14 protein-coding genes and 2 pseudogenes are annotated in these 15,066 nt (G+C 68.1%); 6 read left to right on the top strand and 10 right to left on the bottom strand.

All coding sequences use genetic code 11. The features are described 5' to 3' along the window. The first annotated feature begins 17 nt into the window (after nucleotides 1-17). The gene (locus ACIPC1_RS03005; protein WP_402512732.1) at nucleotides 18-500 is read left to right on the top strand and encodes a hypothetical protein; all 483 of its coding nucleotides are present in this window, start codon (nucleotides 18-20) and stop codon (nucleotides 498-500) included. A gap of 7 nt (nucleotides 501-507) precedes the next feature. Here the strand turns inward: ACIPC1_RS03005 and ACIPC1_RS03000 are convergent, their stop codons facing one another. After that, entirely contained in the window at nucleotides 508-1,692 is a 1,185-nt protein-coding gene (locus ACIPC1_RS03000) for an acyltransferase family protein (RefSeq protein WP_402512730.1), read from the bottom strand. 330 nt (nucleotides 1,693-2,022) lie between these two features. On the opposite strand from ACIPC1_RS03000, the gene ACIPC1_RS02995 reads away from it, so the two are divergent. Continuing rightward, nucleotides 2,023-2,166, top strand: a complete 144-nt coding sequence (locus tag ACIPC1_RS02995) for a hypothetical protein (RefSeq protein ID WP_402512728.1) — start codon at nucleotides 2,023-2,025, stop codon at nucleotides 2,164-2,166. Between the two features lie 28 nt (nucleotides 2,167-2,194). Beyond that, nucleotides 2,195-2,560 (top strand): hypothetical protein, encoded by a 366-nt coding sequence (locus tag ACIPC1_RS02990; RefSeq protein ID WP_402512727.1) that lies wholly within the window; start codon nucleotides 2,195-2,197, stop codon nucleotides 2,558-2,560. Between the two features lie 17 nt (nucleotides 2,561-2,577). On the opposite strand, the gene ACIPC1_RS02985 is transcribed toward ACIPC1_RS02990, so the two are convergent. Together ACIPC1_RS02985 and ACIPC1_RS02980 are read right to left on the bottom strand one after the other, a co-directional pair. Beyond that, a complete protein-coding gene (locus ACIPC1_RS02985) occupies nucleotides 2,578-3,240 on the bottom strand; it encodes a methyltransferase domain-containing protein (protein ID WP_402512725.1) in 663 nt (220 codons plus the stop codon). A gap of 64 nt (nucleotides 3,241-3,304) precedes the next feature. Beyond that, nucleotides 3,305-3,718, bottom strand: a complete 414-nt coding sequence (locus ACIPC1_RS02980; protein ID WP_402512723.1) for an ATP-binding protein — start codon at nucleotides 3,716-3,718, stop codon at nucleotides 3,305-3,307. 254 nt (nucleotides 3,719-3,972) lie between these two features. On the opposite strand from ACIPC1_RS02980, the gene ACIPC1_RS02975 reads away from it, so the two are divergent. Next, complete coding sequence (locus ACIPC1_RS02975) at nucleotides 3,973-4,818, top strand: RNA polymerase sigma factor SigF (protein ID WP_402512721.1); 846 nt, start codon at nucleotides 3,973-3,975, stop codon at nucleotides 4,816-4,818. Nucleotides 4,819-4,983: 165 nt separating this feature from the next. Here the strand turns inward: ACIPC1_RS02975 and ACIPC1_RS02970 are convergent, their stop codons facing one another. Then, entirely contained in the window at nucleotides 4,984-6,630 is a 1,647-nt protein-coding gene (locus ACIPC1_RS02970) for a pyridoxal phosphate-dependent aminotransferase (RefSeq protein WP_402512719.1), read from the bottom strand. A 379-nt stretch (nucleotides 6,631-7,009) separates the two neighbouring features. Here ACIPC1_RS02970 and ACIPC1_RS02965 point away from each other — a divergent pair. Continuing rightward, a pseudogene (locus ACIPC1_RS02965) lies at nucleotides 7,010-7,136 on the top strand (IS5/IS1182 family transposase); the annotation flags it as partial. A 5-nt stretch (nucleotides 7,137-7,141) separates the two neighbouring features. Here ACIPC1_RS02965 and ACIPC1_RS02960 read toward each other — a convergent pair. Beyond that, nucleotides 7,142-7,930 carry a patatin-like phospholipase family protein gene (locus ACIPC1_RS02960; RefSeq protein ID WP_402512718.1) on the bottom strand — a complete coding sequence of 263 codons (789 nt, stop codon included), beginning with the start codon at nucleotides 7,928-7,930 and terminating at the stop codon, nucleotides 7,142-7,144. Nucleotides 7,931-8,075: 145 nt separating this feature from the next. Between ACIPC1_RS02960 and ACIPC1_RS02955 the strand changes: the two genes are divergently transcribed. Next, nucleotides 8,076-8,636 carry a TetR/AcrR family transcriptional regulator gene (locus ACIPC1_RS02955; RefSeq protein ID WP_402512716.1) on the top strand — a complete coding sequence of 187 codons (561 nt, stop codon included), beginning with the start codon at nucleotides 8,076-8,078 and terminating at the stop codon, nucleotides 8,634-8,636. 158 nt (nucleotides 8,637-8,794) lie between these two features. Here ACIPC1_RS02955 and ACIPC1_RS02950 read toward each other — a convergent pair. The 5 genes and pseudogenes from ACIPC1_RS02950 to ACIPC1_RS02930 form a co-directional block, all read right to left on the bottom strand. Continuing rightward, nucleotides 8,795-9,636, bottom strand: a pseudogene (locus ACIPC1_RS02950) (IS5 family transposase). Between the two features lie 102 nt (nucleotides 9,637-9,738). Then, nucleotides 9,739-10,983 carry a multiple monosaccharide ABC transporter permease gene (gene mmsB, locus ACIPC1_RS02945; protein ID WP_402512714.1) on the bottom strand — a complete coding sequence of 415 codons (1,245 nt, stop codon included), beginning with the start codon at nucleotides 10,981-10,983 and terminating at the stop codon, nucleotides 9,739-9,741. Then, a complete protein-coding gene (gene mmsA, locus ACIPC1_RS02940; RefSeq protein WP_402512713.1) occupies nucleotides 10,980-12,530 on the bottom strand; it encodes a multiple monosaccharide ABC transporter ATP-binding protein in 1,551 nt (516 codons plus the stop codon). The genes mmsB and mmsA overlap by 4 nt, the downstream gene beginning before the upstream one ends. 52 nt (nucleotides 12,531-12,582) lie before the next feature. Beyond that, nucleotides 12,583-13,695: a multiple monosaccharide ABC transporter substrate-binding protein gene (chvE, locus tag ACIPC1_RS02935; RefSeq protein ID WP_402512712.1), complete on the bottom strand. Its 1,113-nt coding sequence runs from the start codon at nucleotides 13,693-13,695 to the stop codon at nucleotides 12,583-12,585. Between the two features lie 142 nt (nucleotides 13,696-13,837). Continuing rightward, complete coding sequence (locus ACIPC1_RS02930; protein WP_402512711.1) at nucleotides 13,838-14,806, bottom strand: hypothetical protein; 969 nt, start codon at nucleotides 14,804-14,806, stop codon at nucleotides 13,838-13,840. Nucleotides 14,807-15,066: the final 260 nt, after the last annotated feature.

The following is a 15,066-nucleotide window of genomic DNA, read 5'->3' as shown; positions in this document are numbered from 1 at the left end:
CGCGAGGGAGGCCACAAGTGGGTTATGAACTACAGGCGTTGATCGCCGAAGACGAGCTGCTGCGGGCTGCCTCACAAGACCTCGCCGACACCACAGTGGTGCCTCTTGGGCAGGGCCTGTCGCTGCTGCCGATGACGGACCAGCTCCTCGACGCCGTCACGGACGGCAGCGTGGTCGGGCCGCTGGGGTTCTCGCGGCTGCCGGGCGGCTTCGACGGACTGCTCGCCGGGTGGTCCGCCGCCGGACCGGTCGCCTACGCGGAGGCCGAGTACTTCGGCGGCGTCGGCGAACAGTGCGCTGCCGTCTGGTCCGGCGGGGCCGTGGTGCTCGGGCCGCTGCACGCCTCGGAGGGCGAGCCGTTCCCCGCTGCCGGAAGCCCGATCGCCCGGGCCCTTCGGCGACTCGGCGCAGTGGCCGGTGCGGCCGAGGACGAATTCGAGGCCGTGGGACTCGGCCGCCATCGCCGCAACGAGGACTGGCTCCCTGCCGGGAACCGTTAGACCCGGCTCAGTGTTTGGCGTCCAGTCTGCTGAACGCGCTGGTCAGGCCCTGTTTGAGCTTGCGTGCCAGCGGTACCTCGACGAAGCGGTGGACGAGCCAGCTCAGGGCGAGCATCGCGACGACGAGGGCAGGGACCAGCAGGCGGGCGTCGATGTCCTCGTGCAGGTAGTGGATCAGTGTGGTGCCGATGGCGTAGTGGAGGAGGTAGAAGGGGTACGAGAGCGATCCCGCGGTGGCCAGCCACTTCCACTGGATTCGGTCGGTCAGGCCGAGGGCGATGCCCACCATGAGGAGCAGGAAGAGCGTGTAGAGGATCAGCGAGCCGGACCAGCTCGACACCTTTTCCACCCTGATCCGGGCCGGCAGCTGGTTCTGGGACATCACCCAGGCCAGGCCCAGGATGCCCCACAGCAGCAGGTCCTGGCCGAAGCGGTGCATAAGGTACAGGGCGAGGCCGGCGATGAAGAACCATGCGGCCTCGGGGTTGGCGACCGTCACCAGCAGCGGAACCCCGGAGTTGGGCGCGACAGCCGCGAGGGCGCCCCAGACGCAGCAGAACATCACGACCTTGCGGTACGTCAGCCCGGTCGCCACCACCAGCATGAAGATGACGTAGAAGCGCAGTTCGGACCAGAGCGTCCAGTACACGCCGTCCACCGCCGGTGCTCCCTCACCCTGCTGGAGCATGGAGAGGTTGAGGATGACCTTCACGGAGGGGAGGGCGGTGAACTGCGCCGGCCACAGCGTGAGTACCGCGGTGGTGAACAGCACCGCGAACCAGTAGGCCGGGTAGAGGCGGATGACGCGCGAGACGAAGAAGTCCCTGGCCCGCCGACCCCAGCTGGACATGCAGATGACGAAGCCGCTGATGACGAAGAAGAACTCGACGCCGATCCAGCCGTAGGTGGCGGACGGGAAGAGGCTGGGAAAGATCTCCGAGACCGGACGGCCCCAGATGAGGTTGTCCGGCTGGTTGGCGCGATAGGTGCCGATGTAGTGGTGCAGCGCCACCATCAGGGCGGCCACCAGGCGCAGCGCGTCGATCACATACAGCCGGGGCTTGCGGCGCGTGCCCCCGGCAGCGGACGGTGGCTCCCTCCGCGCCGACGGGAGCGTGTCGTGTTCGATCAGCTGGTGCTGCTGCCGCCGTTGCTCGGCGGCGACGCCTCCGGCCTGTATCACGTGTCCCATCCGCCTGCCCGGCCCGTGCGGGAGCCATCGTCCAAATGATCGAGAGGCACAGGTCCGACGCACGGGGGATCCGGCTCGCCCGCACCGCGTCCCGGCGCGTGAACGGCAGCCCGGCGAGATAGCACGCCTGATCTCCCAGGGGCACCCCGGTTCTCACAGGGACGCCACGCCGCCCGGCGTGGACCGTACCCGCACAGACTGGGAGGCACCTGGGTAGCCGCCGGGTCCGCCCTACGGCGGCGTGCCCTGAGCGGGGACGACATGGCTGCGCAGAGAAATCTCATTCGGCTCGTGTGCCCACCGGAGCGCAGAGCACACGCACCCGAACGGGTGTCACGCACGACACTGAACCGCGCGCCCGCCGCGGTCCACGCCCGCACTCTCGGCATCGGCAGCACCGTCGCCGTCGAAGGGCAGCGGGCCTCCGCCGGAGACCGGGGCGCCCACGCAGCCGATACCGGCCGCAGGCTGTGACGTCAGCTGACGACGAGAGAGGACACCCATGGGTATTTACGTGTCGGTCAGAGGATGGCTGGAGTGCGACGACAAACAACTCGTCGCAGCCCAGGAAATCATCTCGGCTCACGAAGACGATCATTATTCCAACGGATGGGGCACACCTCGCCGCCACGTCAACTGGACTCACTACATGTTCTACGGCGCGGACATCCGGGAGTCGGCCCTGGAATGGCTCCTTCACCAGATCCGGGACATGGCGAGAATCCCTGCCTCCGATGATGACGGAGACCGCGTCAGGGGACTCTTCCTCGCCGGTCATGAAATCGATGGCACGGCTGAATGGCAGGTTCGCGAGGGTGGGCTCTTCATCTCGCCGGGCGACAGCAGACACCGTTACCTCGGCGGATAGCCCGGCCATGCGATCGGTCAGGCAGCTCCTGCCTGGGCTGTGCGGGCGAGCAGTTGGATCTCCCGGAACTGCCGGCGGTCGGTGGGCTCGGGCTCGCGGATCATCCGGGCCACCTCGGTCAGGCCGGACTCGCGCAGCAGCGTGGCCAGGTGATCGGGCCACCATCGGTAGGCCGGGGCGACGGCGTGGTCGAAGAGCTGCGTCGGGTGGGACGGATCCTCGCTTGCCGAAAAGCCGAGCAGAAGATGGCCGCCGGGTGCCAGCACGCGGTGGAACTCCGCCAGGATGACGGGGAGTTCCTGCGGCGGCGTGTGGATGATGGACCAGCGTGAGAGTACGCCGCCCAGCGCGCCGTCGGCGATGTCCAGCGCGGCCATCGAGCCCACGTCGAACCGCAGGCCCGGATGGGCCCGGCGAGCCAGCTCGATCATCGCCGGAGAGGCATCAACACCGAACGCCGTCAGCCCCAACTCGTCGAGATGAGCGGTGATATGCCCGGGCCCGCACCCCAGGTCCGCGACCCGACCGTCCCCACCCGCACGTACGACCTCGGCGAAGGCACCCAGGATCGCGCGGTCCAGGGGCCTGTCCCGAAGTGTGTCCCGGAACAGCTGCGCATAGGTGAGGGCAGCAGCGTCGTACCCGTCGCGGGTGGCATCGAGGGCATCGTTTTCGACCATGCTCGCGACGGTAGTTCTTGGCCCGCCTTGAGCCCAACTCGGTTGGCCCCGGGCGGCTGCCGGGCTACCGGGGAAGCTCCGCCCGGATGGTTTTGCCGGCGGGGCCCGTGTGCACGGTGACCGACCTGGCCAGCTTCTGGACCATCGGCCAGCCGAAACCGCCGGTTCCACCGGTGAGGTCGGGAGCGCGTTCCCGTGGCGGTCGTGGGTCCGCGTCGGTGACGGCGACGGTGATGGCGCCGGGGCGCGCCCACAGGCGCAGGGAGCAGGAGGTGCCCTGTGCGTGCCGTACGACGTTGGTGACGAGTTCGGACACCACGAGGGCGACGCTCGACGCGACCAGGGTGTCCACCGCCGGCGTGAGGCTGTTCATAAAAGCGTGGGCGAGGTCCCGCGCGTCCGCGATGGCCTCGGGCCGGGCGTCGAAGACCGCGTGGTCCCATGGGCGGCCGTTCACACGCGGATGTCGCGTTCGCATAAGCCCTCCTCGTACGGGGTGGCTTCTGTTCAGGATGAACGCCTGCCCCTGAAGCGCACGCTGTAACGCACTCCCGGGCGGCCCTTGAGTCGTCGTCTCTCCCACCGGCCCGGCCATGGGGAGGGCTTCGCACATTGGGTACGTGCGCAGGGGAGTGAGGCAGCAATGCGCGGGTAGGCGCCGGACACGCTTCTGTTGGGGGATGGCAGAGGGCCGACGGACCAGGGAGGGCAACGATGACGACGATGGCGACCATGACGACGGCAGTCCGGACACACACGGACACCGGTTTCGCAGGGCTGCCGGAGATCGTCGACCCGCAGACGGTCGCGCCGAAGGACGCGCGCGACCTGTCGACGCGGTTCTTCGCTCAACTCGCCGTACTGGAAGAGGGGACCCCTGAGCACCAGTACGCGCGCAACACCCTCATCGAGATGAACATGTCGCTGGTCCGCTACGCGGCCGGCCGGTTCCGCCACCGCGGCGACGACATGGAGGACATCGTCCAGGTCGGCATGATCGGCCTCATCAAGGCCATCGACCGCTTCGAGCTCACCCGGGAGACCCAGTTCGCGACGTTCGCCGTGCCCTACATAGTCGGCGAGATCAAGCGGTTCTTCCGTGACACGTCCTGGGCCGTCCACGTTCCGCGCCGCCTTCAGGAGGCCCGCGTCGAACTCGCCAAGGCCACCGAGGAACTCAGCACCCGGCTGGGGCGCGCTCCCAAGGTCGATGAACTGGCCGCCCTGATGGACCTCACCGAGGACGAGGTCATCGAAGCCCGCATGGCCTCGAACGGCTACAACTCCACCTCCCTCGACGCCGCCATCCACGGCGACGGCGACGACGGCGAGACCGCCCTGGCCGGCTTCATCGGCGAGGAGGACCCCGCGATGGAGCTCGTGGAGGACTTCCACGCCCTCGCCCCGCTCATCGCCGAACTCGACGACCGAGACCGGCACATACTGCGGATGCGTTTCGTCGACGAGCTCACCCAGTCGCAGATCGGCGAGTGCCTCGGTGTGTCCCAGATGCATGTCTCCCGCCTCCTGACGCGCACCCTGGCGCGTCTGCGGGAGGGAATGCTCACCACCCGCTGACTCCGGTCGCGTACGACGGTCACATATGACGTCACGTACGACGTCGCATACGACGGTTGTGTACGAGGATCGCGTACGACGGGTTCAGCGGGCGTGCGGCGTGAAATGGCAGGTGTGTGACGGGAGTCGGGGAGGGGCGCAGCCCCCTTCGCGGCTCCCGTCCGACTAACCCGCCTGGTTGTACACGGCTCCCGCGGCAGGCCAGCCCATGGCCCGAGGTTGCGGGGGAGGATCTGGCTGGGTCCGGCCGCGGACCTGGGCGGCGGTCAGTCCGCTGGGGTGGGCGCCCGGCACCGGGGCCATCACGCCGGGCTGGGGGGCCGGCATGGCCGCTGCCATGCCGGGCATGCCGGTCTGGGTGTAGGCGGGCAGCCCGGCGGCCGGGACCGGCGCGTACCCGGGCATCGGGACGGCCGGCGGCGGCATCACGGCAGCCGGTGCCGCGGCCGGTGCCAACCCCGGCATGGCACCGGGAGCCTGCGCGGGGGCCGGCGCCGGCCAGCCGCCGGTCTGCGGGCCCGCAAGGCTCTGCGGGCCCGCGTAACTCTGTGCACCCGCGAGACTCTGCATCGCCGCGGCCTGTGCCGCCAGCCCCGGCATGCCCGCCCCGTTCGTGGCGCCGACGAGTCTGTCCACGGCCGCCGTACCCGAGCTGTAGTTGGTCCCGTTGACCATCTCGGGTACGGCGGCTCCCCTCCTGGTCCCGTAGAGCACGCCTTCCAGGCCGGACACCAGGCGACGCACGTCCACCTGGGGGCGTACCACGAGTCTCAGGAAGCGGCTCGACGAACCGATCTTGTTGCCGCACTCACGGACCAGGATGCGGTGTTCGGTGAGCAGCCGGTCCCGGACCACGGTGCCCTCGGCGCCCACGGGGAGGCGCACGAAGAGGAAGTTGCCCTGCGACGGATAGATCGTCAGACCGGGCAGGTGGGAGAGCTGCTGGGCCATGTCGAGGCGGTCGCGGCGGACCATGTGCAGGCTCTGCATGTACTCCTGGCCGTGGTTCTTGAGCATGAACACCACGGTCTCCGCGAAGGAGTTGAGATTCCACTTGGGCAGCATCGAGCGGACCTTGCCGGCCAGCGCCGGGTTGGCGACGAGGTAGCCGAAGCGGATGCCGTGCAGGCCGAAGTTCTTGCCCAGGCTGCGCAGCACGATGACGTTGGGCCGCATCACGGCGTCCTCGACGACACTCGGCTCGTGCTCGGCGTCGGCGAACTCCAGGAACGACTCGTCGATGATGATGAGGTCCAGGTCCGCCATCGCGTCCATGAACTGGACGAGCGCCTGGCGGGGTACGAAGCCGCCGTCGGGGTTGTTCGGGTTGCAGATGACGGCGACCCGGGTGCCGCGGGCGCGGATGAACTCGGCGTACTTGGCCAGGTCGAGGGCGAACCCGCTGGACTCCTGAAGCGGGAACATGTCGACGCGCTTGCCGGTCTCCATCGGCTGGTCGGTCCAGCGGCCGAAGGTGGGGACGGGTATCGCGAGGGACTCCCGGACCAGCAAGTGGTCGATCCAGGTGATGAGTTCGGTCGAGCCGTTGCCCATCGCGACGCACTGCGGAGGGAGTTGGAGCAGGTTGCAGAGCTCGGCCGTGATGGTGTCGGCGCTGCTCGGGTAGTACGTGATGATCTCGCGCAGCCGACTCGCCAGGTCGTCGAACATGGCGGGTGTCGGGAAGTAGGGGTTGCACGGGATACAGAAGTCGACCGGACCGGCCCCTTCGCCGCCCTCACGGGTGAGCGCTGCCATTGAGGGGCTGTGCGCCGCCGTGCTGCGGAACAGCGAGGTGACGTTGTCGGCCATGGAACCTCCGTAGGGGGCGGGCCCGGTGGGGAGGACGGGCCCTCCGTCTGTGGGTGGCCCGCGCGGGGGAGCGCGGGCCACCCACAGGTACGGATACGGAGGGGGCGCTGTTCAACTCGTGTGAGTTTGGTGAGAGTTAACGATCACGGGCAACTGAAGGGACCCAATATCCCTCAGGGACCGCTCAGAGACTCCACAGGGACCTCAGGCGTCGACGGTGTGCTCCGTGGTCGTACGGATGGATGGCCCCCCGCACGAGGCGGGGTCCGGCGACTTGGAGGTCGCGCAGATAGGCGTGGTGGGGCTACCCCGGAAGTAGGACAGGCGCAGGTTTTGGCGATCACGGAGTTGCGACGCTCTGTGATCGCCGGGGAGACCTATGCCTGTACTTCCGTCATGGCAGGCTGAGCCACCTTGGGGTCAATTCGGCTGTACTGCCGGAGGGGTTGGCCTACGCGGCGACTCATCCGCTGGGCTGCCACCGCCCACGCATCACCGACCTGATCGGCGGTCAGTCCGTGTCGGCTTCTGTCCTCCACGTGGAGCGGAGTTGCGCGTCGATGTCGCCGGCCTGGCGAAGACCCGCTTGGTAGGCCGGTTCCCAGGCTGCCAAGTTGCCCATGTCCGAGCCGAAAGCGCGTACCGAGGCCGGATCGGGGCTGATGCTCACCACGGTGTTCGCCCCCACGGCCGCCAACTCCTGGTTGAGCGGCTCGCGGGGAAACAGGTGCGCCATCGGCTCGACCACGACCAGCGTGCGGGCTCCGGCAGCGAGATCGGCGTTGATGCCCGACCGTAGCGCACCGTCCATGTACCGCCGGCCGTCGATGGCAACCGGCGGCGCTGCGCCTGGGAATGCGCTGCTCGCAGCCACCGCGTGCACCAACGGCACGCCGCTTTCGCGGTCCCACACCACGGGCTCACCAGTGGTCGCGTCCACCGCGGTGATCAGCAGTCGCCGCTCCGGCCACGCGTCCGCACCGATCAAGGCGGCGCGCCCCGCGATCAGCGCCTCATCGGCTTCGGGGTCGGTGCTGTCGAGAGCGAGCTGGCCGACGCGACGCCTGGCCTCGCCGGGTTCCAGGCTGCGGTCGCCGAGCACGGCGAACACCTTGCCCATCCGTGCCGGGTCTGCCTCGAGTCGGTGAGCGGGCCGGCGATGCGACGTCGCGAGCCGCCCCGGGTCCTGGCCGGTGGCGAGTAGTGCTCCGACGATCGCGCCGGCCGACGTGCCGATGATCAGGTCGGCCTCGCCCAGATCCACGCCGTCGCGGCGCAACCCGTAGGCCAGCCCGGCCATCCAGGCCGTGCCGACGTGACTCCCAGGGCCCAGGACGAGTGCTCGGTCGAAGGTGTGCAAAGTGGCCTCCCCTCGTTATTGAAACAGTCGTACCATATACTCGCCAACGCTGTTCCGGTTCCGACTTGCTACAAGGAGATCCACCGTGGGGCGACCCGCAGACCCCGCCCGTCGCGAGCGCACACTGGCGCGGGCGACCGACTACGTGCTGGCGCACGGATTGGCCGGGCTGAGCCTGCGACCACTGGCCGCAACCCTCGACACCAGCCCACGGATGCTGCTCTACGACTTCGGCAGCAAACAGGAGTTGGTCGCTGCGGTCCTCACCGAGGCCCGCCGCCGAGGTGCGGTGCGCCTAGCCGAACACCTTCCGCCAAAGACGGGCTCTGTGCGGGAGCGGCTGCGTGGCATCTGGGCGTGGATCAGCGCAGACGAACGTGCGCCGTTCGTCCGGCTGTTCTTCGAGGTACACGCCGACGGCCTGGTTCACCCCGAGACCTACCCTGACCAGGGCGAGGCGATCACGGACTGGTTCGACACGCTCGGTGCCACATTCCGCGACGTCTCCACCGGTCCTGACGACACCGTCACACCCACATTGGTCATGGCCGTTGTCCGGGGTCTGCTGTTCGATCTCACAGCCACCGGCGACCGCCACCGCACCGATCGCGCGCTGGACCGCTTCGCTGAACTCCTAAAGCAGTGAACGCACGAGAGACTGGAGCCACGCCCGGGCGGCACCGCCCCGGGCAAGGACGGAATCCGGTCCGATGTCAGGGCCGAGAACACCACGCAGCCGGCCAGCGATGCCGCAACCGCATCGGGTGGGCTGATGCCCGACTGCGCCCAAAGGTTGGCGTCTGGTCATGGGCGGCGGTTCGGGCGTTCGTCCCAGCGGTCCGTCGTCCATGCCCGACCGGACAAGGCTACGCACGGTGATGATGGTATCGGCGAGGTCGAAGAGGGCGTCGATGACGTGGCGCGGCGCTCGTAGCAGCGGGCGAGGCGGTGGAAGGCGTTCTGCCAGGCATGGGTGCGTTCGACGTGCCACCTCTGGCTTGCCTGGATCGGTGCCTTCTCGCCCTTGTGTGCAATGCGGCCGTGCAGGCCGCGTTCGTCGAGGCGGGCGCGGGTCCTTGTCCGAGTCGTAGCCGGCGTCCAGGTGCACGGTGATGTCATCGGGTAGCGGTCCCAGGTCGTCCAGGCGGTCCAGCGTCGGAGCGAGCAGCGAAGAGTCGTGACGGTTCGCTCCAGCCAGTACGCGGCCCAGCGGAATTCCATGGCCGTCCGTCATGCCTGAGCGTTTCAGGCCCTGTTTACCGCGATCGACCGGCGACCGCCCTGCGACCTCGCCGCCGCCGGGGGCTTTGGTGATGGAGCCGTCGACGGCGATCTGGTCGAGTACGAGGCCGACGATCCGGTCGTAGGCATCTAGCGCGATCTGCTTGAGCTTGGCGAAGACGCCGAGCAGGATCCACTCGTCGCGGCGGTTGCGGATCGTGGTGGCCGAGCAGGTCGTGTCGGCGATCGCCTGGTAGGAGCAGCCGAATTGCAGGAGCTGCAGCATCTTGTCGAAGACGACTCGGTCGGTGTGCGTGGGCGGTGGCAGCCCAGCGGATGAGTCGCCGCGTAGGCCAACCCCTCCGGCAGTACAGCCGAATTGACCCCAAGGTGGCTCGGCCTGCCCATGACGGAAGTACAGGCATAGGTCTTCCCGGTGATCACAGAGCGTCGCAACTCCGTGATCGCCAAGACCTGCGCCTGTCCTCCTTCCGGGGTAGCCCCACCATGCCTATCTGCGCGACCTCTTACGAACCGACCTTGCGCTTGTTCCACACGTCGAAGCCGACCGCCGCCAGCAGGGCAAGGCCCTTGATGACCAGTTGCCAGTCGGAGCCGACGCTCAGAAGGTTCATGCCGTTGTTCAGTACACCGAGGACCAGACCGCCGATGATCGCGCCGAGGACGGTCCCGACGCCGCCGCTCATGGACGCGCCGCCGATGAACGCAGAGGCGATCGCCTCCAGTTCGTAGTTCAGGCCCGCCTTCGGTGAGGCCGCGTTGAGGCGTGCGGCGATCGCCAGACCCGCCAGGGCCGCGAGCGCGCCCATGTTCAGGAAGACCAGGAAGGTGACCTTCTTGTCCCTGATGCCGGACAGCTTCGCCGCCGGCAGGTTGCCGCCGATCGCGTAGATGTGACGGCCGAAGACCGCGTTGCGCATGACGTAGCCGTAGCCGACCACCAGCACGCCGAGGACCAGCAGGATGATCGGCGCACCCTTGTAGCTGGCGAGCAGCATGGTGACGACGAGGATCGCGGCGCTGATGGCGACCAGCTTGAGCAGGAAGAGGTTCCTGGGCACCACGTCGAGCGAGAACTCCTGCTGGCGCCTCCGGTCGCGGACCTCCTGGAGGACCGCGAAGACGATCAGGGCGAGGCCGAGCAGCAGGGTGATGTTGTGGTAGTTGGTGTTCGGACCGGCCTCCGGCAGGAAGCCGTTGCCGAGATCCTGTAGCCCGCCCGGGAACGGGCCGAGGGTCCGCCCCTCCAGCAGGATCTCCGTCAGACCGCGGAAGATCAGCATGCCGGCGAGGGTGACGATGAACGACGGTATGCCGCCGTAGGCGATCAAGAACCCCTGCACCGCGCCCGCCAGCGCGCCCATCATCAGGCACAGCACCACGGCGACCGGCCACGGCACATCGTGCTGCACGGTCAGTACGGCCGCGAACGCGCCCACGAACGCGGTCAGCGAGCCGACGGACAGGTCGATATGGCCCGCGATGATCACCAGCATCATGCCGATCGCGAGGATCAGGATGTAGCTGTTCTGCAGGACCAGGTTGGAGACGTTGCGCGGCAGCAGCAGGTCGCCGTCCGTCCACACCGCGAACAGCGCCACGATCAGGCCGAGGGCGATCAGCATGCCGTACTGGCGCATGTTGCGGCGCAGACCGGCCAGCACCAGCCGGAGCAACCCGCCGCCCGCCGCCGATCCGCTCTTTCCGGGCGGCGCGGGGGCCGGCGTCCTGGCGGTCAGATCCGTGCTCATCGCGTTACCTCTTTGTCCTTTGTCATCTGGCGCATCAGCGTTTCCTGGGAGGCCTCCGCCCGCGAGAACTCACCGGTCAGCCGCCCCGCGGCCATCGTGTAGACGCGGTCGCACATCCCGAGCAGCTCCGGCAGCTCGGAGGAGATGAACACGACCGCCTTGCCCTCGGCGGCCAGCTTGTCGATGACCGTGTAGATCTCGAACTTGGCTCCCACGTCGATGCCCCGGGTCGGCTCGTCCAGCAGGAGCACCTCCGGGCCCGCGAAGATCCACTTGCTGAGGACGACCTTCTGCTGGTTGCCGCCCGACAGCTTGCCCACCGGCTCGAAGACGGTCGGCGCCTTGATGTTCATGGACTTACGGAAGCCCTCGGCGACCTGCCGCTCCTCGTGCTCGTCCACGACACCGTGCCGGGAGACCTTGCCCAGGGCGCTGAGCGAGATGTTGCGGTTGATGGTGTCGATGAGGTTGAGGCCGTAGTGCTTGCGGTCCTCGGTGACGTACGCGATCCCGTGTCCGACCGCCTCGGGGACGGACTTCGTCCGGATCTCCTTGCCGTCCCTGAAGACCGTGCCGCCCGCGTACCGGCCGTAGGAGCGCCCGAAGACGCTCATCGCGAGCTCGGTACGGCCGGCGCCCATCAGGCCTGCGATGCCGACGATCTCGCCGCGCCTGACGCTGATCGACACGTCGTCGACCACCTTGCGCTGCTGGTCGATCGGGTGGAGCACGGTCCAGTTGCGGATCTCCAGGGCCGGGGCCTCGCCCACCACCCCCTCGTACGGGGTGCGTTCGGGGAAACGGTGGTCGAGGTCGCGGCCGACCATGCCGCTGATGATCCGGTCCTCGGTGGTCTCGGCTGCCTTCACGTCGAGGGTCTCGATGGACTTCCCGTCGCGCAGGATCGTCACCGAGTCCGCGACCCTGCGGATCTCGTTCAGCTTGTGGGAGATGATGATCGAGGTGATGCCCTGCCTCTTCAACTCCAGGATGAGATCGAGGAGTTTGCCGCTGTCCTCGTCGTTCAGCGCGGCGGTCGGCTCATCCAGGATGAGCAGCTTCACCTTCTTCGACAGCGCCTTGGCGATCTCCACCAGCTGCTGTTTGCCCACGCCGATGTCGGTGACGCGGGTCTCCGGATGGTCGCCCAGGCCGACCCGGCGCAGCAGCTCGGAGGCGTGCCGCAGGGTCTCGTTCCAGTTGATGAACCCGCGCGTGGCGTGTTCGTTGCCGAGGAAGATGTTCTCCGCGATGGAGAGGTAGGGCACCAGGGCCAGCTCCTGATGGATGATCACGATGCCGTGCTGCTCACTGGCCCTGATGTCCTTGAACGTACAGATCTCGCCCTCGAAGAGGACGTCTCCCTGGTAACTCCCGTGCGGGTGGAGGCCGGAGAGGACCTTCATCAAGGTCGACTTGCCGGCTCCGTTCTCCCCGCAGATGGCGTGGACCTCGCCCTGACGGACGGTCAGCGTGACGTCCGACAGCGCCTTGACGCCGGGAAAGGTCTTGACGATCGAGCGCATTTCCAGGACGGGTCCCGCCATGGTCGTGCCTTCCAATCCCTAGAGTGCGGAGGCTGCTTGAGCTCGCCCCCCGCTACTTGAGGTCGCTTTCCTTGATGTAGCCGGAGTCGACGACGACCTTCTGGTAGTTGGCCTTGTCCACGCTCACGGGCACCAGCAGGTACGCGGGCACGACCTTCGCGCCGTTGTCGTACGTCTTGGTGTCGTTGGTCTCGGGCTTCTTGTCATTGAGGACCGCGTCGACCATGTTCGAGGCCACCTTGGCGAGTTCACGGGTGTCCTTGTAGACGGTCATCGACTGCTCGCCGGCGATGATCGACTTCACCGAGGCGACCTCGGCGTCCTGCCCGGTGACGACCGGCAGCGGCTTGCTCGCACTGCCGTAACCGTCCGACTTCAGCGCCGAGATGATGCCGATGGAGATGCCGTCGTACGGCGAGAGCACCGCGTCGACCCGGCCGCTCTTGTACGAGGCGGTGAGGATGTCGTCCATGCGCCGCTGCGCGGTGGCGCCGTCCCAGCGCAGGGTGGTGACCTGGGTCAGCTCTGTCTGCCCGGACTTGACGACGAGCTTGCCCTCGTCGATGTACGGCTGGAGGACGGTCATCGCGCCCTGGAAGAAGTACCGGGTGTTGTTGTCGTCGTTCGAGCCCGCGAACAGTTCGAGGTTGAAGGGACCCTTCTCGCTGCCGTCCTTCAGCCCGAGCTTCTCGACGATGTAGGAGCCCTGGAGCTCGCCGACCTTCTCGTTGTCGAACGACGCGTAGTAGTCGACGTTCTCCGTACCGAGGATCAGGCGGTCGTAGGAGATCACCGGGATGTCGGCGTCCTTGGCCTGCTGGAGCACGTTGTTGAGGGACTTGTTGTCGATCGCGGCGACGATCAGCGCGTCCACGCCCTGCGTGATCATGTTCTCGATCTGCGAGACCTGCTGGTCCGGCTCGTCCTCGCCGAAGGCCAGCTTGGTCTTGAAGCCCTTGGCCTCCAGGTTCTTGACGACGTTGGCGCCGTCGGCGATCCAGCGCTCGGAGGACTTGGTGGGCATGGAGATGCCGATGGTGGCGTCGCCGGCATCGGTCGCCTTGTCCTCGCTGCCGCCCTCGCTGCTCTGCCCGCAGGCGGAGAGGGTGAGGGCGAGGGAAGCGGCTCCGGCTATGGCGGCGAGTGCGGCTCTGCGGTTACGCATGATCATCATCCTTGATGTGTGGGCCGGTTCGGTCTGGCGGTGCGGGGACGCTTCCGATGGGGGGGGGAAGTGGGACCGGGAACAGGTGTGTGGGATTGTGTGCGGCTGCGTCGACTTTTGTGAAGGGGGTTGGCGCGGAACGTTATGAGGGCGTTTCGAATCGCCTGAGTACGCCCGGCAGTCGGGAACCGAGCGGCGCCATGTCACCGGCGGCTCCGTGCCGCCTGAGCAGGTCCAGAGCGAGCCGGCCGCGCCGCACCCGTTCCCGGGCGGTGCTCAGGGTCAGCTCCCGCAGGTGGTGTCCGTAGGGGTAGATGCCGGGCGCCTTGGAGAGGCCGAACTTCAGATAGAGCGGTGCGCCACGCCGGATCAGCTCGGCGACCTCGTACATCCGCACGTACCCGCCGAGGTCGTCGGGGGCCTCGATGTACATGTCCATGGGGGCGGCGGAAACCCGCCGGATCTCGGTCAGGTGAGTGAGCGTCAGATCACTCGGCACGTTGAGGGAGTCCGCGCCGAGGTTCTCGTACACGGCGTACGAGGCCGGGTTGACGGGGCCCACCAGCGCCGAGAGCTTGAGGGTCGTGTCGGCCGGGATGATCCCGGCGACGCGTGCCCGGTGCAGCGTCCACAGCACACCCTCGTCGGCGACGAGCAGGCACGTGACACCCAACTCCGTTGCCCGCAGGGCGTCTTCGACGCATCCGGCAACCGCGTCGTGGCCCCGGGCGCGCAGCCCGCCGCCCCGCGAGTCGGAGCGCACCGAGCCGCCGATGTCCCAGGTGCCGCGCGGCCCGGTGAACAGGCAGAGCTCGATGGCGTGTTCGGCCGTGGCCTCGACCATCTCGGTGATCTCGGAGTCGGTCAGCATCCAGACGCCGCTGCCCTGGCTGATCCGGTGGATCGGCACATCGAGCCGCGAGGACTCCTTGAGGACCACGGCAAGGGCCTCGGGACCCTCGACGGACGGGACCTCGGTACGCCAGCGGCCGCCCCCCGGGAAGCTGTGCGGCGAGGCGTCGGCGGGGGAGAGGGGCGGCGCGCCCAGGCCGAGCGCGGCGAGCGCCTGCTCGCCGGGTCGACGGGCTGCCGGAGGCGGGACGTCGGTCACAAGCTGTCCTTCGCGTTTGTTGACTGGAGTGCGTTCGATATCCCGAACATGGTTCGGGCCGGTGGGAGTGCGCCGGTGTGGTGCGGTCGGGCACCCCACACCGGCGTACTGCTCAGGCGAGCGGAAGGAGTCGGCTCATGGGCTGGGAACGGCCTGGTGTGTGGCGGGGGGCGATGTGGTTCGTGGGTTGGGAATGGCCTGGTGGGTGGCGGGGGACGGCGTGGTTCGTGGGCTGGGGACGGCTTGGTGTGTGGCGGCAG

It is taken from the genome of Streptomyces sp. NPDC087263 (assembly GCF_044744645.1).
In the GTDB taxonomy this organism is placed as follows: Bacteria; Actinomycetota; Actinomycetes; order Streptomycetales; family Streptomycetaceae; genus Streptomyces.
This window is presented reverse-complemented; position numbering and strand designations above follow the sequence as displayed.

Coding starts and splice junctions, on each gene's coding strand:
- ACIPC1_RS03000 (WP_402512730.1), bottom strand. CDS start 1,692: ATGGGACACGTGATACAGGCCGGAGGCGTCGCCGCCGAGCAACGGCGG.
- ACIPC1_RS02985 (WP_402512725.1), bottom strand. CDS start 3,240: ATGGTCGAAAACGATGCCCTCGATGCCACCCGCGACGGGTACGACGCT.
- mmsA (WP_402512713.1), bottom strand. CDS start 12,530: ATGGCGGGACCCGTCCTGGAAATGCGCTCGATCGTCAAGACCTTTCCC.
- ACIPC1_RS02960 (WP_402512718.1), bottom strand. CDS start 7,930: ATGGCCGGGCTGGCCTACGGGTTGCGCCGCGACGGCGTGGATCTGGGC.
- mmsB (WP_402512714.1), bottom strand. CDS start 10,983: ATGAGCACGGATCTGACCGCCAGGACGCCGGCCCCCGCGCCGCCCGGA.
- chvE (WP_402512712.1), bottom strand. CDS start 13,695: ATGCGTAACCGCAGAGCCGCACTCGCCGCCATAGCCGGAGCCGCTTCC.
- ACIPC1_RS02980 (WP_402512723.1), bottom strand. CDS start 3,718: ATGCGAACGCGACATCCGCGTGTGAACGGCCGCCCATGGGACCACGCG.
- ACIPC1_RS02990 (WP_402512727.1), top strand. CDS start 2,195: ATGGGTATTTACGTGTCGGTCAGAGGATGGCTGGAGTGCGACGACAAA.
- ACIPC1_RS02970 (WP_402512719.1), bottom strand. CDS start 6,630: ATGGCCGACAACGTCACCTCGCTGTTCCGCAGCACGGCGGCGCACAGC.
- ACIPC1_RS02975 (WP_402512721.1), top strand. CDS start 3,973: ATGACGACGGCAGTCCGGACACACACGGACACCGGTTTCGCAGGGCTG.